The organism is Kibdelosporangium aridum, assembly GCF_900176515.1.
In the GTDB taxonomy this organism is placed as follows: domain Bacteria; phylum Actinomycetota; class Actinomycetes; order Mycobacteriales; family Pseudonocardiaceae; genus Kibdelosporangium; species Kibdelosporangium aridum.
The window spans coordinates 399,010-417,519 of record NZ_FWXV01000006.1 but is presented as its reverse complement, the minus strand read 5'-3'; the positions used below and the strand labels follow the sequence as shown (position 1 = coordinate 417,519).

Sequence of the window (18,510 nt, the reverse complement as noted above, 5' to 3'; positions counted from 1 at the left end):
GCCTCAAGATATTCCTCGCAATCCGATGGTCGCGCTCGCTCGACGGACCTTGGTGTCACCATGGCTGGGCAGCAGGTCGTTGAGGAACGTGTAGCCACGCAGCTCGCGTTCGTCCCGGCGGCCAACCAGCCGCCACCACGCCGCGATGTCACCCCAGCCCGGCGCGGACTGCGAGCCGCCGAAATGTTGCACGGACAAAGCCGCGCACAGGTTTGCGAAATGCACCCGGTCGGCCAAGGACCAACCGGCCAGCGTGCCGACCACGAACCCCGCACCGAACACGTCACCGGCGCCAGTCGGGTCGAGCGCAGCCACGTTCAGGCCCTTGACCTCGGCTTCTTCGCCCGTGCTCGAATCGATGGCGTACGCACCGTTGCCGCCTCTGGTGACCACGACAACGGGAACGATCTCCGCCAACGACTTCGCCGCCGCCTTGACGTCGTCCGACCTGGTGTAGCTGATCGCCTCGACACTGTTGGGCAAGAACACGTCATACCCGTTCAGCAGTTGCCTCAGCATGGACGGTTCCCAACGCTCCGTCGGGTCCCACCCCACGTCGGCGAACAGCAGCGCACCTTGTTCTTTCGCCTTCTTCACCCACTGGTCGGCGTGCAGATCGACGTGCACGAAACACGCCTTGGTCGCGGGCGGCGGATCGAGCAGCTCGTCGGCGCTGATCGGCGCCGCGTGGCCGTGCGTGACCATGCTGCGGTCCCTGTCGATCGCCATGGACACGGTCAACGGTGAGTGCCAGCCGTAGAACCGCCTGGAGTGAGTGAGATCCACGCCTTCCTGGTCTGCCAGCACGTCCCAGCAGAAGTCGCCGTACGCGTCCTCGCCGAACGCCGCGGCGAGCCCGGTCCGCAACTGCAGCCTGCTCAGCGCGACGGCCAGGTTGGCAATTCCGCCCGGACTGGACCCCAGCCCGGTCGCCCAGACCTCCGTGCCCGGCTGCGGCAGGTGATCGAGGCCGGTGAAGATGATGTCGAGGAACACCGTCCCCGACAGAAGAATGTCCAGCTCAGGGCCCCCAGCCGCTGGATCGGTCGACACCGTGCGCCTCCTTTCGCGATCCCGCGAGTCTGCACCCATCTGCAAAGAATTGACAAGTTGTCTGACGTAATCTGACTGATATTGTTCACTTGTGCTCCCCCAGCGCCGTCACGCCGAGATCCTGCGCTGTCTGACTCAGGATGGGTCAGCGTCGGTGACCGCGCTGTGCGAACAACTGGCCACCAGCCCGGCGACTATCCGCCGTGATCTGATCTGGCTCGAGCGCGAAGGGGTGCTGACCAGGGTGCACGGTGGCGCGGTGCTCGCGCCGTCGCACGAGCGCCCGTTCGACCGCGTGGCCAGCGAGGACTGCGGCGACAAGGACGCGGTGGCCAAAACGGCCGCGACGCTTGTGCAGGACAGGGAATCAGTCCTGCTGGACATCGGGACGACCACGCACAGGCTGGCAGCGCACCTGCGTGGCCGCGAAATCACCGTGCTGACAAGCAACCTCGCGGTGTACGAAGAGCTTGCCGACGACAACGCGGTCGAGCTGATCCTGCTCGGCGGGGTCGTGCGGCGCAATTACCGTTCCATGGTCGGGTTTTTGACCGAAGACGCGTTACGGCAAGTCCGCGCGGACCGGGTTTTCCTTGGTGCGGCTGGGGTTCGTGACGACGGGTCGGTGATGGACGACACCGTGGTCGAGGTTCCGTTGAAGCGGGCCATGGTGGCCGCCGCCGATCAGGTCGTCCTGCTCGCCGATCGCGGCAAGTTCCCTGGTGGCGGGCTCGCCAGGATCTGCGGCCCCGAGGAGATCGACGTGCTGGTGACCAACGCGGACGCGACCGGTCCGGGCGTGCGGGCCATGCGAGAGGTGGGGGTTGAGGTGCTCAAGGCATGAAGCTGGTGATCCTTGGCGGTGGCGGGTTCCGGGTGCCGCTCGTGCACCATAGTCTGCTGGCCGATCCGGACCGGCTGGTCGACGAGATCGTGCTGCAGGACGTGCTGGTACCGCGGTTGACCGCGATCGGCGCGGTGCTGGACCAGCAGGCGCAGGGCGCCGCGTGGCGGCCGAAGATCCGGATGACGACATCGCTCGACGACGCGTTGTCCGGCGCGGACATGGTGTTCTCGGCGATCCGGGTCGGCGGCCTCGGCGGCCGCAGCCTGGACGAGCGGATACCGCTGAAGCACGGCCTGATGGGCCAGGAAACCGTTGGCCCAGGCGGAATCTGTTACGCACTGCGGACCGTCCCGGTAGCCATGGACATCGCCAGGCAAGTGGAGCGGCGCGCACCGGACGCGTGGGTCATCAACTTCACCAACCCGGCCGGGATCGTCACCGAGGCGATGTCCTCCGTGCTCGGCGACCGCGTGATCGGCATCTGCGACTCGCCGGTGGGCTTGTGCCGCAGGGTGGCTGCCGCCCTTGCAGTGTCCGAATCGGACGCGACGTTCGACTACGTCGGCCTGAACCACCTCGGCTGGCTGCGCAGGGTGATGGTGAACGGCCATGACGTGCTGCCCGGCCTGTTCGGCGACGAGACCGCGTTGACCTCGTTCGAAGAGGGCAAACTCTTTGGCGCGCAATGGTTGCGGACGTTGCGCTCGGTGCCGAACGAGTACCTGCACTATTACTATTTCGCGCGGGAGACGCTGGAGCAGATGCGCGCCCAGGAGACCACCCGCGGCGAATTCCTGAAGGACCAGCAGAAGTCGTTCTACGAGCGGATCGGCGAGAACCCGCAGGCCGCACTGCAGGCCTGGCTGGAGACACGATCCGAGCGGGAGAGCACGTACCTCGCCGAAGGCCGGGCGGTCGCCGGGATGACCGACCGTGCCGCGTGCGACATGGACGGCGGCGGGTACGAGCAGGTGGCGCTGCGGCTGATGAACTCGATCACGCGCAATCGGCCCGACCAGCTGATCCTCAACGTACGCAACCGCGGAGTCGTTGCGGGACTGGGCAATTCGGTGGTCGAGGTGCCGTGTTTCGTGGACGGCAACGGGCCACGGCCGATCGCGACCGGTCCCGTCGACCCGCACAGCCTCGGCCTGATGCTGCAGGTGAAGGGCTGCGAACAGGCCGCGATCCAGGCCGCGAAGTCGCAGAACCGGGCGGACGCGCTGTTCGCGATGGCCACGCACCCGCTCGTCGACTCCGTGGCCGCCGCCGCGGCCACGCTCGACGGCTACGTGGCGGCGTTTCCCGAGCTCAGCGCGTTCCGAGCACCTTGAGCCGCCCAAAGGTGCATGGATCTGCGGGAATCTCGTGAGAGCCTGCTGAGGTGCCGAGCGACTTCGTCATCAAAACGGGGGACATGGTCCAGATCACCATCCCGCCCCCGGTGATCGTGCCGGCCATCCAAGCTCCCGTACCGCTCAAGGGTTCGAGCACGGACGTCCAGGTCAACGGCCAGTTCGTCTGCCTGCAGGGCGACGAGCTGCCGCAGTCGCTGCGAGGCCCGTTGCCTTACACAGCACCGCCTTTCGTGACGCCGGGAACCGGCATGCTGACGCTCACGCTGGCCCCGTCGAACCTGACGATCCAGTCGCAGAACGGCCCGAAGATCCTGATCAAAGGTCAGACCTTCCAGGCCACGTTCACCGTGCAGTCCCCCGCGATGCAGCCGACCCCAGGCGGCCCCGTCCCGGACGCGCTCATGGTCAAAACCGGAACGGCCCAGTTCATCACCACCAACACCACGGTCTACGCGGGCTGAAGAGTTGCGACGTGTTCCATCAGCACCTCGCTGAACGCACGAGCCGCGTTGGTCGGCGGCACGTCCGTGCGATGAGCCAACGCAACCGTGCGACTCAAGCCAGGCGGGGCAATGGGAATGCCACGCAACCCTGGACGGTTGGCGAGAACCATGCTCGGCACGATGGCGACGCCCAATTCCGCCTCAACAAAGCGCAACACCGCGTCCATTTCACCGCCCTCGACGGCCAGGCGTGGCTCATACCCCACGCCACGGCAAGCCTGAAGCGTGGTCTCGCGCAAGTCATAACCCTGACGGAACATGACCATCGGACGGTCACGTAGATCGATCAGGCGGATCGTCGGCCGGTTCACCAGCGGGGGCAGGCTCGCCGCGGACGCCACCATCAGGTCCTCCCGCAACACCACCCGAGTCGTCAAGGCCGGATCGGGTCCCTCGGGCGGAACGATGATCAACGCGAGGTCCAGGTCGCCCCGCAGCAGCGAACGCGACAGATCCCGTGAGCCGCCTTCCTCTACGAGCAAGCGGATGCCCGGGTAGGCCGCGTGGAACCGGGCGAGGACGTCAGCGAAAACGCTTGCGCACAGGCTGGGTGTGGCGCCGACACGCAAGCGCCCGCGACGCAGGCCGACGAGTTCGGCGACCTCGTGGCGGGCGGTGTCCACGTCGGCGAGGATGCGACGGGCGATCGGCAGCAGCGCCTCTCCTGCCGGGGTCAGCGTGACGTTGCCGCGTACCCGGCTGAACAGGGGCGTTCCGAGCTCCGATTCGAGGCTCTGCACCTGCTTGGACAGTGAGGGTTGCGCCACACCGGCCTGCTCGGCGGCCCTGGTGAAGTGCTTGGTGTCCGCGACCGCCAGGAAGTACCTGAGCTGCTGCAAGGTGAGCCGGTCAACCCTTTCCATAGTTCGAGACTATCAAATTGAGCGTTTCGATATATTGGACGACTCATCGGCGAAGGTGCTTACTGAGTGCTGTGACAGTGCTCGAGGCGGCCCGGCGCAGCACTCCGGGGCGGATCTGGTCGTCGACCATCGGCAAGAAAGCCGTGATGGGCGTGACGGGCCTGGCCATGCTGCTGTACGTCACCGTGCACATGGCCTCGAACCTCAAGATCTTCCTTGGCCGGGACAACATCGACGGATACGCGGTCTGGCTGCGTGAACTGCTCGACGGCCTGCTGGGCTACGAAGGCTTCGTCTGGGTGGCCCGGGTCGGTCTCGTCGCCGCCGTGGTGCTGCACATGACGGCTGCCATCCAGCTGGCTCGGCGCGCGCAGAAGGCGCGCCCGGCCGGCTACAAACACCGCACGAAGGTGCAAGGCAGTTACGCGGCTCGCACAATGCGTTGGGGCGGCGTGATTCTGGCGCTGTTCATCGTGTACCACATCCTGGATCTGACCGCGGGCGTGCTGAACCCGAACGGCGTTCATCTGGCGGTGTACGACAACGTCGTCGCCTCCTTCCAGCGCTGGTACGTGGTTCTGTTCTACGCGGCCGCGGTGATCGCACTGGGTTTCCACATCCGGCACGGGTTGTGGAGCGCGCTACAGAGCCTGGGGGCGTCCAGCGCGGCGCGGCAGAAAGCCATCCAGACCTTCTCCTTCGGGTTCGCCTTCGTGCTCACCGTTGGGTTCCTGTCCGTGCCGTTCGCCGTTATCACCGGATTGGTGGGATAGCCGATGTACACCGAAGGGGCACCGATCGCCGATCACAAGATCCCCGGCGGTCCGCTGGACAAGCGTTGGGAGCAAAGGCGGTTCTCCGCCCGGCTGGTCAACCCGGCGAACAAACGCAAGCTGACCGTGATCGTGGTCGGCACCGGCCTCGCGGGCGGGTCGGCCGCCGCGACACTGGCCGAACTGGGCTACAACGTGGTGTCCTTCTGCTACCAGGACAGTCCACGCCGGGCGCACAGCATCGCGGCCCAGGGCGGGATCAACGCGGCGAAGAACTACCGCAACGACGGCGACAGCGTCTTCCGGCTGTTCTACGACACGATCAAAGGCGGTGACTTCCGCGCCCGCGAGTCCAATGTGTACCGGCTGGCCGAGGTCAGCGTCGAGATCATCGACCAGTGCGTGGCGCAGGGCGTTCCGTTCGCCCGTGAGTACGGCGGATTGCTGGACACACGTTCTTTCGGCGGAGCACAGGTGGCCCGCACGTTCTACGCCCGCGGGCAGACCGGGCAACAACTCCTGCTCGGTGCTTATCAAGCGCTCTCAAGGCAAATCAACGCCGGGCGGGTGACAATGCACCCGCGTACCGAGATGCTCGACCTGATCGTCGACGATGGCCGGGCACGCGGAATCGTGGCGCGTGACCTGGTCACGGGTGAGATCTCGACGCACTTGGCGGACGCGGTCGTGCTCGCGACCGGCGGCTACGGCAACACGTTCTACCTGTCCACCAACGCGAAGGGCAGCAACGCGACCGCGATCTGGCGTGCGCACAAGCGAGGCGCGCTGTTCGCGAACCCGTGCTACACCCAGATCCACCCGACGTGCATTCCGGTCAGCGGTTCGCACCAGTCCAAGCTGACGTTGATGAGCGAGTCGCTGCGCAATGACGGCCGGGTCTGGGTTCCCAAAGCACCCCGCGATTCCCGGCCACCGCACATGATCGGAGAGGACGAGCGGGACTACTACCTGGAGCGGATGTACCCGAGCTTCGGCAACCTGGTTCCGCGCGACATCGCTTCCCGTGCGGCCAAGAACATCTGCGACACCGGACACGGTGTGGGCCCCGGCGGGCTCGGTGTGTACCTGGATTTCGCCGACGCCATCGAACGGCTCGGCAAGGACGCGGTCGCGGCCAAGTACGGCAACTTGTTCGAGATGTACGAGCAGATCACCGGCGAGGACCCGTACCAGGTGCCGATGCGGATCTACCCGGCCGTGCACTACACCATGGGTGGCCTCTGGGTGGACTACGACCTGCAGAGCACCATTCCCGGCCTGTTCGTCATCGGGGAGGCGAATTTCTCCGACCACGGCGCCAACCGGCTCGGCGCGTCAGCGCTGATGCAGGGCCTGGCCGACGGGTACTTCATCCTGCCCAACACCATTGGCGACTACCTCGCGGACGGCCCGTTCCCGCCGGTCTCCGCGGAGGCGATCGCACAAGTCGAGCAGGACGTCGTCGACCAGATCGTCCGGATCCTGTCGGTGGACGGCGACCGGTCGCCCGACGACATCCACCGTGAGCTGGGCCAGCTGATGTGGGACCACTGCGGGATGGAACGCTCCGAAGAGGGCCTGCGCAAGGCTCTCGACGCGATCCCCCAGCTGCGCGAGGAATTCTGGCGGCGAGTACGCGTGCTCGGCACCGGCGACGGGCTCAACCAGTCGCTGGAGAAGGCAGGCAGGCTCGCGGATTTCCTCGAACTGGCCGAGCTGATGTGCATCGATGCGTTGCACCGCACGGAATCGTGCGGCGGTCACTTCCGTGCGGAAAGCCAGACCGAAGACGGCGAAGCCCGGCGCGACGACGAGAACTTCAGCTACGTCGCCGCGTGGGAGTACGGGCCGCAGCCCGTCCTGCACCGCGAGGAACTGCGGTTCGACAACGTCAAACCGAGTCAACGGAGTTACAAGTGAGGTTCACCCTGCGCGTCTGGCGCCAGGACAACCAGTTCGACAAGGGCAGGCTGGTGATGTACGTCGTCGACGACATCACGCCGGACATGTCCTTCCTCGAAATGCTCGACGTGCTCAACGAGCGGCTGATCAGCCAAGGCGAGGAGCCGATCGCGTTCGACCACGACTGCCGCGAGGGCATCTGCGGCATGTGCGGGCTGATGATCAACGGAAACGCGCACGGCCCGAACAAGCTGACCACCACCTGCCAGCTGCACATGCGCAGCTTCGACCCGAACGTGCCGATCGTCATCGAACCGTGGCGCGCCAAGCCGTTCCCGGTGATCAAGGACCTGGTCGTGGACCGCTCGGCGTTCGACCGGATCATCGAGTCAGGCGGCTACATCAGCGCGCCCACCGGCAGCGCACCGGACGCCCACGCTGTTCCGGTGCCAAAGGAAGACGCGGACAACGCGTTCGAGGCCGCGGCGTGCATCGGTTGTGGCGCTTGCGTTGCCGCGTGCCCCAACGGTTCCGCGATGCTGTTCACGGCCGCCAAGACGACACATCTCGGGCTGCTGCCGCAAGGCCGGCCTGAGCGGTACAGCCGAGCGCTCGACATGGTCGACACCCACGATGACCTGGGCTTCGGCGGGTGCACCAACTCCGGCGAGTGCACAGTCGTGTGTCCAAAGGGAATTCCGCTCGAGGCGATCGGGCGGCTGAACCGGGACGCGCTCAAGGCGGCCACCCGGTCACCCGCGAAGCATTAAACTGGCCATATGGCGCCTCCAGAGCTGCAGGCCGAACCACGGTGGCAACGGACCGGCAACGACCGATTCCCCGTCGCCGCCGATGTCGACGGCCACTGGTGGGTGCTGCGCCTCAACTGCTTCCCGGACCACGCGATGTGGACCCTGTTCGTGGACGGTGTGCCCCGATTCGACATCGACGGCACTCCGCCGAGCTGGGGCCGTCCTCACGACCGGTCGGCACCATTGCTGACCAACGCCGACGAGGTCCTCGCACCCGTCGAGAACCTCGTGGCGTACGGCAGTGAAGTCGGCAAGCCCTGCGACGATCCGTTCTGCTGCGGCTAGGTGACCGGCAGCCAGCGGGCGAACCGCTTGCCGTCGACTGCGCCGGTGACCCACATGTTCTCCTTGGCCTCGAATGGTTTCCACGTCAGCTGGACGCGTTTTCCGTTCGCGGTCAAGTCGGCTTCGGCTTGTGTCCCAGTGAATCGGATCTCGCCGGACACGACCGTGTCGGTGGTGTACCGGACGTCGTGCAGAGTCGCTTTCGGGCCGTCGAAGGTGACCTTCCCGCCACGCAGGCCGGGCATTTCGGGCCGGGTGTTCACCGTGTAGGAGTTGGGAATCCGGGACGCCAGCGCGTCCATGGCCGTGTGGAACGTCGTCGTCAACAAGGCTTCGCTGGTCAACGGGAAACGGCCGAGCGCAACGAAGTTCTCGCCGCTGCACGAAGGCAGCCGGCGCTGGCCAATGATGAAGTTCCGCACCGCAGTGGAGACACAGGTTTCATACGTCGTGTCGAAGCTGACCGACGTGGCGTGGCCAGCGAAAGGCACAACCAGACTGCGGCCGTCACGGAACATGGCAGCCAACGTCTCCGCGTTCTCGGCTGCGCCCCAGTCGAAAGTGCCGGCGATGGTGAGGACCGGGATGTCCGGGAACTTGGCGTTCGGCGGGACTGGCGGCGCGGCGCGAGGCGTCGGCCAGTAGGCGCACCATTCCGTCACGAAACCCGCCTCGCCGTCGATTTCCGCTGAGGTAAGGGGATATTCAGGATTCCGTTCGTAGTAGGCGGCCAGCTGGGCCACCCGCTGCGCGGGCGTGGCGTTCCTGGCGTACGGCCAGCCGATATCGTTGCAGAGGAAGGAAAGGAAGCCCATACCCGCAGTTCGCAGCAGGTCGTTGGGGTCGCCGTCAAGATAGTCGACAAGTCTCGCGAGCCGATGCAAGGGCGCGCGGTCACCGTTGGCGTACGCGACGAACGCGGCATTGGCTTCGCGAGCCGTCATCGGGTCGTAGACAGTCCCCGTCCCCAGAAGTTTCCGCATCGGTATCGCCGGATCGGGGTTCGTGCGCAGCATCTGCGCCACCTTCGCCATCCGGGAACCAGCGTCACCTGGCAGTTCACGGCAAGCACGCGACTGTGCGCACGCGTGGTCGAGCGCGCCGGTGATGCTGTTCATGGCCTCCTGGTTGACAAAGCCTGAGGCGTAACCGGTTCGCGGATCGAAGGACAGCGTCGGACTGTCGAAGATGGCGGCCTGGACGTGCTGCGGATAACGGGCCGCGAAGGCCGGGCCGTCGAGGCTGCCGTAGGAGATGCCGTACAGGACCAGTTTCGGGACACCCAGCGCGGCACGCACCGCGTTGACGTCAGCGACACGCTGGTCGGTCGTGAAGTACTGGATTCTCGGGCCGAGCCGCTCGGCGCACGCGGTGATGGTCCCGGGTTCGTACACGTCCACGTCGTCACAGTGCAGTCCCCCTGCCACACCGAAACCTCGGCGTTGGACGGCGAGCATGCCGTAGGTGGTCAGCAATGGCTGGACCGTTTTCTCCATGTCCTTGGGCTGCTTCATCCCCGCGGCGGGACCGCCTGCCAAGCCGACGATGACACCCGCGGACGGCCTGCCACGGTCGCTGTGCGGCCGGAAGGTGAACGGGATGGTGATCTTTTCGGACTGCGGATCCGCCCAGTTCAACGGGACTTCCACAGTGCCTTCACAGAACTCTGTCGCGGCGGCGCACGGATGCAGGCTCGCGGCGGCGGGACTGACCAGCATCGTCGAGCCGATGACGCCGGCCAGTGCGGCTGTCATCCATCGTTTCCCCATGAACCCTCCATAGTCACACAGCCGTGTCCGTTATGCGAGGTTCGCGCTGCAGAAACCTTCCTTGGCCAGGACGTGTGAGTAGTCGCACGGGGTACGAGCGCGACCGGATAGGGCATCCTGTTGTCATGCGTCCGCACGACGTCGAGGTCGGCCAGACCTATCGGGTACGCATCACCCAACGGGACAACCCTGCCCGGTTCATCACGGGTGATCCCAGCAAAGCCGAGGCCGACCTGCTGATGCTCTCCTGGACCCTAGAGGCGACACACGAATTCGACCTGACCGTGACAGCAACCGGCCAAGTGCTCAGCGGGGAGCCCGCGGTCACCGGAGTCCGCGTTGCGGAAACTTCCCGTGTCAGCACGCCTTTGCCGCCGGAAGCCGCGGAACGTCTAGGCCTGCCAACGGATGTCGACTACGTCGTCGAGGGTGTGCTGAAGGACGCGGTGACCGGCCAGATCGTCAGCAGGCCGACCGGCGAGACCATGACGCTTCCCTGCGCCTGGCTGCGCCCCCTCTAACCGCGCCAGTCGATGTTCTCCAGCGACATGACCCACGGGTCGTTCATCAATTTGTCGGTTTCACTGACCTCGATCAGCGCGACTTTCGCATCGACCCAGCCGTGCCAGCAGTTGAACATCGTCATTTGCGGATAACGGGTGCGGATCTTGTCGATGATCTCGGTCGATTTCCAGCTGCCGTCGAACGGCTCGCCGGAACCCACTTCCAGCAGTGCCATCGGGCGTTCCGGCGCGAGCATGTCGGAGATGTCCTCGGCCTGGCCTTCCACCGCGAAGCTGACCGTGTTCAGGTAGCTCGTCGGCCCCATGATGTCGACGATGTCGTCGCCCGGGTAATACCTCATCCGTGGCCCGTCCCACGGTCTCGCGGGCGAGAACGCCCACAGGATGTTGTGCAGATCCCGGGTCTCGGTGAGATAGGTGTACAAGTCGCGGTACAGCTTGATCGAATCGCTCTTGCCGGTCTTGTAGTCCTGGCCCCACCAGAACCAGATCCCGTTGGCCTCGTGGAACGGCCGCAGGATCAGCGTCACGCCCGCCTCGTCCAGTTCCTGGATGATGTCGCCGAGCAGTTCGACGTCCTTGCGCCAGCGGCTGCGTGCCGGGCTGGGTTTGGCGTCAGCCAGCAGCGAGCTCAAATCGCCCTTGGGCGCCCACAGGTCACCGCGGTAGGACTCCGGGTCGACTTTGGGCAGGAACGGGTTCGGCCGGTGCAACTCCATGGTGACCAGGCCGCCTGCCCGCCAGTGGTTGATCAGCACGGGGATGGTCTCGCGCTTCCAGTAGCCGTCGAAGCTCGCGCCGATCAACGCGGGCGTCTTGCCGAACTTACGGGTCATCCCGCGGAAGAGCTTCTCGTAGTCGGCGCGGGCGTCGGCGCTGAGCTGCTGCCCGGCGACCACACGTTTGCTGTCACGCTGGGGCAGCGTGTTCATCCACGCCAGGATCTTGTGTGCGTCCGGCTTGGCCTTCGGGTCTCCTGGCCGGTTGACCCTGCGGCCGGTGCCCGTGCTCGTGACGGTCGGCGCCAGCGTGGGCTTGGCTGGCGGCGGCGCAGGCTGGGCCGTGCATCCCCCTGCCAGGGCTGCGCCAGCCGCGAGCAACAGAGTTCGTCGGTCGACCCGGGACATGCGTGTATGAAACCACTCACCAGCTTTCCGGTGGTTCGACGAATGCCCTACCGACATCTCGGACCAGGCCGAGCGCCCGGCGCGCCCACGTGGCATCGGCACCCGCCAGGCCACATGTCGGAGTGGGGATAGCCCGTTCGGCGAGCAGTGAACGGGGGAAACCGAGCCGGTCGACGAGCTCCAGCGCGGGCTTGGCAGCCTGCGCGAGGGTCGGCGGCCGGGACGGCGTGGTGCCGGGCACCAGGCCGAGAAGCAGGGTCACGCCCGCGTCCCAGGCCTCGCCCAGCTGGTCGGACAAGGATGCCGGGATGCCTTCGAGCAGCGTGGCGTCGATGGCCAGCGCATCCGCGCCCGCGGCACGGAACAGTCCGACCGGCGGCCGTGGTGCGCAGCAATGCACGATCACCGGCTGGTTCGTGGCCTCGCCGACGGCCTTGACGACGCCGGCGAGGACGTCCCGTGCGTCCGGCTCGGCGACTGCGGGGACCGTGCCGTAGCCCGACGCCGTCGGCAACGCTCCCGCCAGGACGGTCGGCAGGCTCGGTTCGTCGAGCTGAACGACCACCGGGGTCTCCAGGCGACGGCTGACTTCGGCGGCGTGCAGCGCGAGGCCTTCGCCGAGCGAGTCGGCGAACTCACGAAGCGCGCCATGATCGGTCAGCACCCGGTGGCCTCGGGCGAGCTCGATTCCGGCCGTGAGTGTCCACGGTCCGGCCGCCTGGACCTTGATCACGGGCGGCCGGACGCCTGCGCGTTCAACGGCCTCCTCAAGGGCGTCGATGTCCCGCCTGAGCAAGTCGACGGCATGGCGGTGCTCATGACCGGGCCGCGCGGCCGTCCGATATCCGGACGGCACGACCTCGATCGGCAGGTCGACCAGCAGGGCCGCGGTCCGGCCGATGATGTCCGCGCCCAGCCCGCGGCCGGGCAGCTCGGAAAGGAACGGCAAATCCGGCAATTCGCCGACGACAACGTTTGCGGCCTCGAGCGGATCGGTGCCCGGCATCGAGCCGACACCGGTGGCGGTTCCTGGTGACCAGGGCGTGTTCGTCACGCCGACAGTGTGGCGGATCGGGTCCCACTCGATTTCATCGCACCGCTATGCAGCATGGAGGTCTAGACCCATTGACGAGATGGTCTAGGCCACATACCGTCATCTCACTCGTCGCGACAACGCGCACACGAGCGGCTTCGACAAGTAAGAAATATTGGAGCCCCTGAGACGTGGTGCGGGGGGCGTGTCGCGCCCGCGCCCCCCGCGCCACACCCTCTACCTAACCACTGTTCAGTTCCGCGAGGAGCACCCCCTGGCTCGATGGTCCAGCCAGCGGTCGTGATCTGTGCCACCCCGTCCTGGACGTAGGATGACCAGGTGACGGACGTTGAGCTCGCGGCAGCCCGGATCGAACCGTACGCCCGCAGAACCCCTTTGCTGCGGACCGAGATCGACGGCAAGCCGCTCGTGTTGAAGCTCGAACACCTGCAGCGCACCGGATCGTTCAAGTTCCGTGGTGCGTTGAATGCCTTGCTGGCAGGCGGAAAACCGGACCGGGTGGTGACCGCGTCCGGCGGCAACCACGGCATGGCCGTCGCCGAAGCGGCGTCGGTGCTGGACATCCCGGCGACGGTGTACGCGCCGGAATCGGTGCCGGAGAGCAAGGCCCGGCGGATCGTCCAGGCGGGCGCGGAACTGGTCAGGGCAGGCGAAAACTACGCCGAGGCAGCAAAACTGGCCCAGGAACAGCCGGGAATGTACCTCCCCGCCTACGACCACCCCGACGTGATCGCCGGGCAGGGAACGGTGGGCGCCGAGATCGTCGCGGACGCGTCTGATGTGGACACGATCGTGGTCGCCGTCGGCGGTGGCGGGCTCGCCGCGGGAACGGCGTTGAGTGCGGACGGCCGCAAGCTCGTGACGGTCGAACCGGCCAATTGCTGCTGCCTGCACGAGGCACTGGCCGCGGGTACGCCGGTCGACTCGCGTGTGGACTCGGTCGCCTCGTCGGCGTTGGGTGCGACCAGGGCCGGACAGCTTCCGTTCGAAATCCTGCAGGCGGCGCAGCCGGTGTCGGTGCTCGTCAACGACGACAAGATCATCGAAGCCCGCGACCTGCTCTGGGAGATGTTCCGGCTGGCCGTCGAACCGGCCGCGGCCGCGACGCTGGCCGCCTGGCTGGCAGGCGAGGTGCCGGGCGAATTGGCCTGTTTGATCCTCTGTGGGGCGAATACAGACTGGTCACCGGCCTGACGTACGTCCCATGACGTACCTGCGGTGACGCTTCCAAGCGGACGACCCGGCCGGGTGCAGCGGCGAGCATTGGCCGCATGAGGACCATAGATCGCGTCGGCTACATCATCGGGGGCCTGCTGTTGCTCAGCGGGCTCGGGCATCTGGTCGTGCTCCTGGTCACCGGCGGCACCTGGATGGGCCCGTTGTCGATGCGTAAGCCCATGACATTCGGATTGTCATTCGGGCTTACGGTCGGCGCGGCCGTGTGGGCGACCTCGTTTCTGCGGATCCAGCAAGGCCTGCGGACGTTCCTGCTGGTGGTGTTCTACGCGGCGAGCGTCGTCGAGGTCGCACTGATCACGATGCAGGCGTGGCGCGGGCGTCCGTCGCATTTCAACTTCGAGACGCCGTTCGACTCGACGATCTCGATGACGTTGGCCGGCGGCGGTTTCGTGCTCATCGCCGTGACCATCGCGTTCACCGTGGCGGCTTTCCGTACCGTACAGACCCGGACCATGCAGTTGGCACTCCGGTTCGGATTCGCCGCACTGCTCGTCGCGCTGGCGGTAGGGGCCGTGATGATCGCGACCGGTGTCACCGCGGTACGCACGGGCAACGCTGAACTGGCTTACACGACGGCCGGCGCGTTGAAGCCTGCGCACGCGGTACCGATGCACGCGATCCTGATCATGCCTGGTTTGGCTTGGCTGCTGGGTTTCACGCGGTGGCCGGAGCAGACCCAGGTGCTGCTGATGCGGATCGCGGCAGCCGGATACGGCCTGCTGATCGCCGGAACGATCGTCTACTTCGCACTGTAGTCCGGACAAGGCTGCTGGAACGGCAACGACGGGAAGTACTGTTGCCACTCCGCAACGGTCATCGGTTGCATGGAAGACCTACAAGCTCGACGGGCGGCGACGTCCGTGTCGATCTCCCACCGCCTGGCCAGATTGTCCCTCGACACGGTCATCAGGGCGTGGTCGTCGGTGAACATCACTTCGTGGATCGCCGCGGTGTGGCCGGTCAACGTGACCTCCAGCCGTGGCGACCGGGGATCGGACAAGTCCCAGACCCGCGCGCTGCCGTCGGGACTGGCCGTGGCCAGTCTCCTGCCGTCCGGGCTGTACGTGATCGACGAGATTCCCGCGGTGTGCCCCGCAAGTGTGCCGATCACATGGAGCCGCTGCGGCTCGGACACGTCCCACAGCCGGACCGCGCTGTCCCGGCCCGCCGCGGCGATGACCCGGCTGTCCGGGCTGAAGACCAGGATCGAGTTCAGTTGGTTCGTGGTCACCAAACCCCTGGGCGAACCGGGGTTCGTGACGTCCCAGAGCTTCGCGTTGTCCGCCGAACCGACCGCGAGGGTGCGGGCGTCCGCGCTGAACGTGAGCGGGCCGATGTCGCCGCCGGTGCCGAACACGAACCCGATGCTCACCGGCTTCGACCGCGCGGAGATGTCCCACAGCCACACGGTCCGGTCCATCCCCTCGCCGCCCGTCGCCACGATTTTGCCGTCCGGGCTGAACGCAATCTTCCCGACAGCCGACTGACGGCCGCCCAAGGACGGAAGCTCTTTCGGCGCAGTCGGATCGGCGACGTCCCACAACTTCACGGTGCCGTCTCGGCCACCTGCCGCCAGGATGTCGCCGTCGGCGCTGAACGCGACCGGCCCTGGACTGCTTTTCAGCGTGGCGAGCAGACGAGCCCGTCCGACGGACTGCGTGCGCCACAGCCGCACCAAGCCATCCACCCCAGCGGTTGCGACCGTTCGGTCCTTTCGCCGGTGTGTCACGGCCAGCACGGTGTCGATCTGCCCGAGAACGGTGAACTCGGCGAGATTCTGCAGCCGTACCGTGTGGTCGGCTCCGCCTGAAGCGACCACCTGCGTCTCCGGGTTGAACGCGACCGCCCAGACATCGTTGCTGTGCCCGATGACTGTGGTCATCGGCTGCTGCCGGGCAGGCTCGGTGACGTCGATCAACCGGACTTCGCTGTCACTGCCGGCCGCGGCGAGCGTCTGACTGTCGGCGCTGAACGACAACGCCAAGAACTGTCCAGTGAGGACACTTACCGGTGTTGGTTTCCATACCTCCCTGACGTCCCACAGCTGCGCCACCCAATCAGTGCCCGATGTGGCCAGCGTCCGGCCGTCGGGAGAGAACGCGACCGCGAGTACCGACGCTCGGATGTGCCTGTCGAGAGTGGTGAGCGGGACGGGATTTCTCGCGTCAGCGATGTCCCAAAGCCGGACCATACCGTCTCTGCCACCGGATACCAGGACGTCCGCGTCCGGTTTGACGGCAACCGCCGTGATTTCACCAAGCTCACTGAGCAGCCCGATGCGTTGTGGTGAAGCCGGGTTGGTCAGATCCCATAGCCGGATGGTTCCGTCCGTGCTTCCCGTCACCAGTGTCCGGCCGTCCTTGGTGAACGCGAGTGATGTCACGCCGCCGGTGTGCCCGGTAAGGACGTGCAGGCGCTGAGGGTTGCTCGGGTTCGAAACGTTCCACAGGCGGACCGTGTTGTCCCGGCTCGCCGAGACCAACGTCCGGCTATCGGCGCTGAAGGCGACAGCATTGACAACGTCCTCGTGCCCGATGAGAGTCGCTATCATCCGCGGGGTGGCGAAGTCGGCATCCCACACCACGACGTTCTTGTCCTCGCTGCCTGTCGCGAGTAACCGACCCTTCGGGCTGAACGCCACCGAACGGATCGGACCGGCACTACCGGCCACCCTGGTCGCGTTGGGCGAAGCCGTGATGCTTATCAAGGCGTCTCGCGCCTCCGGAATGGGCGCCAACCGGTACGCCGCCAACGCGATTTGACGTGCCAACGCGGGATTGGCGGTTCGCATGGCGTTCGCATCGTTGACGGCTTTGCGCACAATGGCCAACTGGTGCTGCTCCGCCGCTTTCTGCTCGTTCATGACAGCCGTCGTAACACCACCGACCGCGACCAACACCAAGACGACGAGCAGCGCGACGAGCTGTTTCAGTCGTCTGGCGCGACTGCGGGTTCTCCGGTACTCCATGGTTTCCGCGGTGTTGCTGGCATGGAGAAACGCCTTTTCCCTTGCGGAAAGGAGATCTTGATGGGAGTTCGCCCAATCCCGCGCCACGGTGAGCCGAATGCCACGGTAGAGCGTGCCGGGGTCGCGCCCGTGCGACTCCCATTCGTCGGTGGCCGACGTGAGCTGCCGATGCACTCGCCGCCCTTCCCGGTCGGCGGACAGCCACTCAGCGAACCGCGGCCAGCTGCGCATCAGGACCTCGTGCACGACCTCGACACAGTCCTGGTCGAGCATGATCAACCTGGCCTGTGCGAAGCGTTCCAGGACCACCACGGTGCCGGGGTTGTCGTCGAACTCCTGCCGTCTGGCACGGCGCTTGGTGTCGTCCGTTCCTTGACCGACGGCTGCGAGGCGCAGCATGACCTGCTGGGCGATCACCTGCTGAGCGTCGTTCAAGGCCAGGAACGCCTCTTCGGCCGTACGAGCGATCGCGTGTTGGAGTCCGCCGGTCTCCTCGTATCCGGCGAGCGTCATCCGGTTGCCGCGTCGACGTCGCCAGGTCTCCAGCAACGCGTGCGACAACAGCGGCAGGACTCCAGGCTCACCCACGGCCTCCGCGGTCAGTCGCGAGACCAGCGCCGTCTCAACCATGAACCCGGCGTGCACGGCCGGTGCGGTGATGGCACGGCTGAGGTCGCCCGGCGTCATGGGTCCAATGAGGACTTGGGCGTCCTTGAGGGCTTCGACGAGCGCTGGGTACTGCGCGCAGTGGGCGTAGAAGTCCGCTCGTACTCCGATCACGACCTTGGGCAACGCCAGTATCCGCTGGATGAAACGGTCCCGTTCGGCCGTGTCCTCGCACAGGGTGAACAGCTCTTCGAACTGGTCGACGACGACCAGGAGGTCGTTCTCGGCCTGCGGGTGTGGCGGGTGGGCGCCTGGCGTGACCACCAGGACCGGCTTCTTCTCTTTGATCCAGGCCGCGGCGAGTCCCGCTCGCAGGACCGAAGATTTCCCTGCCCCCGATGCACCGAACACCGCCAGAAATGATCTCTCCCGCAGCCTGGCCCGGATGTCCTCGACCAGTTCTTCCCGGCCGAAGAATTTCCCGGCATCGTCCGGCTGGAACGCGGTCATCCCGACATAAGGCGCTTCTTCGTCCGGTTTCTCGCCGGAATCTTCGGCTATTTCCAGCCATCGGGCACGCCAGCTGTCCACGTCACCCGAACAGGCGCGGACAAAGGCGAGCGTGACCGCGAGCGTGGGGAGGCTTTTGCCGCTCGCCGCTTCGGACAAAACCGTTGACGAGTAGTGCGCGACCGCGCTGAGCTCGCGATACGTCGGAGTGCCCGCCTCGGCCCTGAGCCTGCGGAGATCGGTTGCGAAAGCCGCCAGTGCGGGGTCGTGACTCGATACAGGTTTTTCCGGACGCGCCATCGGCTCCCCCTCCAAGC

General features: G+C 66.3%; 16 protein-coding genes. 10 read left to right on the top strand and 6 right to left on the bottom strand.

From position 1 onward, the window contains the following. Positions 1-3: 3 nt before the first annotated feature. The gene (locus B9C43_RS32395; protein WP_235038981.1) at positions 4-1,053 is read right to left on the bottom strand and encodes a carbohydrate kinase family protein; all 1,050 of its coding nucleotides are present in this window, start codon (positions 1,051-1,053) and stop codon (positions 4-6) included. A gap of 91 nt (positions 1,054-1,144) precedes the next feature. Here B9C43_RS32395 and B9C43_RS32390 point away from each other — a divergent pair, with 91 nt between their 5' ends. Genes B9C43_RS32390 through B9C43_RS32380 form a run of 3 tightly spaced genes read left to right on the top strand, consistent with a single transcriptional unit; the run spans position 1,145 to position 3,719 of the window. Further along, positions 1,145-1,897 carry a DeoR/GlpR family DNA-binding transcription regulator gene (locus tag B9C43_RS32390; RefSeq protein ID WP_033380409.1) on the top strand — a complete coding sequence of 251 codons (753 nt, stop codon included), beginning with the start codon at positions 1,145-1,147 and terminating at the stop codon, positions 1,895-1,897. Further along, positions 1,894-3,234: a 6-phospho-beta-glucosidase gene (locus B9C43_RS32385; RefSeq protein WP_084430624.1), complete on the top strand. Its 1,341-nt coding sequence runs from the start codon at positions 1,894-1,896 to the stop codon at positions 3,232-3,234. The genes B9C43_RS32390 and B9C43_RS32385 overlap by 4 nt, the downstream gene beginning before the upstream one ends. Positions 3,235-3,284: 50 nt before the next feature. Further along, complete coding sequence (locus tag B9C43_RS32380) at positions 3,285-3,719, top strand: hypothetical protein (protein ID WP_084430623.1); 435 nt, start codon at positions 3,285-3,287, stop codon at positions 3,717-3,719. Here B9C43_RS32380 and B9C43_RS32375 read toward each other — a convergent pair. Then, positions 3,707-4,624: a LysR family transcriptional regulator gene (locus B9C43_RS32375; protein ID WP_084430622.1), complete on the bottom strand. Its 918-nt coding sequence runs from the start codon at positions 4,622-4,624 to the stop codon at positions 3,707-3,709. The two genes, B9C43_RS32380 and B9C43_RS32375, sit on opposite strands and share 13 nt — an antisense overlap. 71 nt (positions 4,625-4,695) lie before the next feature. Here B9C43_RS32375 and B9C43_RS32370 point away from each other — a divergent pair, with 71 nt between their 5' ends. The 4 genes from B9C43_RS32370 to B9C43_RS32355 are packed head-to-tail and all read left to right on the top strand — an operon-like array spanning position 4,696 to position 8,396. Next, positions 4,696-5,397 (top strand): succinate dehydrogenase cytochrome b subunit, encoded by a 702-nt coding sequence (locus B9C43_RS32370; protein WP_033380413.1) that lies wholly within the window; start codon positions 4,696-4,698, stop codon positions 5,395-5,397. Positions 5,398-5,400: 3 nt separating this feature from the next. Next, positions 5,401-7,317: a fumarate reductase/succinate dehydrogenase flavoprotein subunit gene (locus tag B9C43_RS32365; protein ID WP_033380414.1), complete on the top strand. Its 1,917-nt coding sequence runs from the start codon at positions 5,401-5,403 to the stop codon at positions 7,315-7,317. Further along, the gene (locus B9C43_RS32360) at positions 7,314-8,069 is read left to right on the top strand and encodes a succinate dehydrogenase/fumarate reductase iron-sulfur subunit (RefSeq protein ID WP_084430621.1); all 756 of its coding nucleotides are present in this window, start codon (positions 7,314-7,316) and stop codon (positions 8,067-8,069) included. The genes B9C43_RS32365 and B9C43_RS32360 overlap by 4 nt, the downstream gene beginning before the upstream one ends. A 9-nt stretch (positions 8,070-8,078) precedes the next feature. Continuing rightward, a complete protein-coding gene (locus B9C43_RS32355; RefSeq protein ID WP_033380416.1) occupies positions 8,079-8,396 on the top strand; it encodes a hypothetical protein in 318 nt (105 codons plus the stop codon). Here B9C43_RS32355 and B9C43_RS32350 read toward each other — a convergent pair. Next, on the bottom strand, positions 8,393-10,165 hold the full coding sequence (locus B9C43_RS32350; protein WP_084430620.1) for an alpha/beta hydrolase: 1,773 nt from the start codon (positions 10,163-10,165) through the stop codon (positions 8,393-8,395). The two genes, B9C43_RS32355 and B9C43_RS32350, sit on opposite strands and share 4 nt — an antisense overlap. 125 nt (positions 10,166-10,290) lie before the next feature. On the opposite strand from B9C43_RS32350, the gene B9C43_RS32345 reads away from it, so the two are divergent. Beyond that, positions 10,291-10,686, top strand: coding sequence for a hypothetical protein (locus tag B9C43_RS32345; RefSeq protein WP_033380418.1), 396 nt, complete (start codon positions 10,291-10,293; stop codon positions 10,684-10,686). Here B9C43_RS32345 and B9C43_RS32340 read toward each other — a convergent pair. Together B9C43_RS32340 and B9C43_RS32335 are read right to left on the bottom strand one after the other, a co-directional pair. Further along, on the bottom strand, positions 10,683-11,816 hold the full coding sequence (locus B9C43_RS32340; RefSeq protein WP_160096840.1) for a glycosyl hydrolase: 1,134 nt from the start codon (positions 11,814-11,816) through the stop codon (positions 10,683-10,685). The two genes, B9C43_RS32345 and B9C43_RS32340, sit on opposite strands and share 4 nt — an antisense overlap. Positions 11,817-11,832: 16 nt before the next feature. After that, the gene (locus B9C43_RS32335; RefSeq protein WP_084430803.1) at positions 11,833-12,870 is read right to left on the bottom strand and encodes a methionine synthase; all 1,038 of its coding nucleotides are present in this window, start codon (positions 12,868-12,870) and stop codon (positions 11,833-11,835) included. A 318-nt stretch (positions 12,871-13,188) separates the two neighbouring features. Between B9C43_RS32335 and B9C43_RS32330 the strand changes: the two genes are divergently transcribed. Then, positions 13,189-14,064, top strand: coding sequence for a serine/threonine dehydratase (locus B9C43_RS32330; protein ID WP_084430618.1), 876 nt, complete (start codon positions 13,189-13,191; stop codon positions 14,062-14,064). A gap of 77 nt (positions 14,065-14,141) precedes the next feature. After that, positions 14,142-14,864, top strand: a complete 723-nt coding sequence (locus tag B9C43_RS32325) for a hypothetical protein (protein ID WP_084430617.1) — start codon at positions 14,142-14,144, stop codon at positions 14,862-14,864. Here B9C43_RS32325 and B9C43_RS32320 read toward each other — a convergent pair. Then, positions 14,849-18,493, bottom strand: coding sequence for a WD40 repeat domain-containing protein (locus B9C43_RS32320; RefSeq protein WP_084430616.1), 3,645 nt, complete (start codon positions 18,491-18,493; stop codon positions 14,849-14,851). The genes B9C43_RS32325 and B9C43_RS32320 overlap by 16 nt on opposite strands. Between the last annotated feature and the right edge of the window lie 17 nt (positions 18,494-18,510).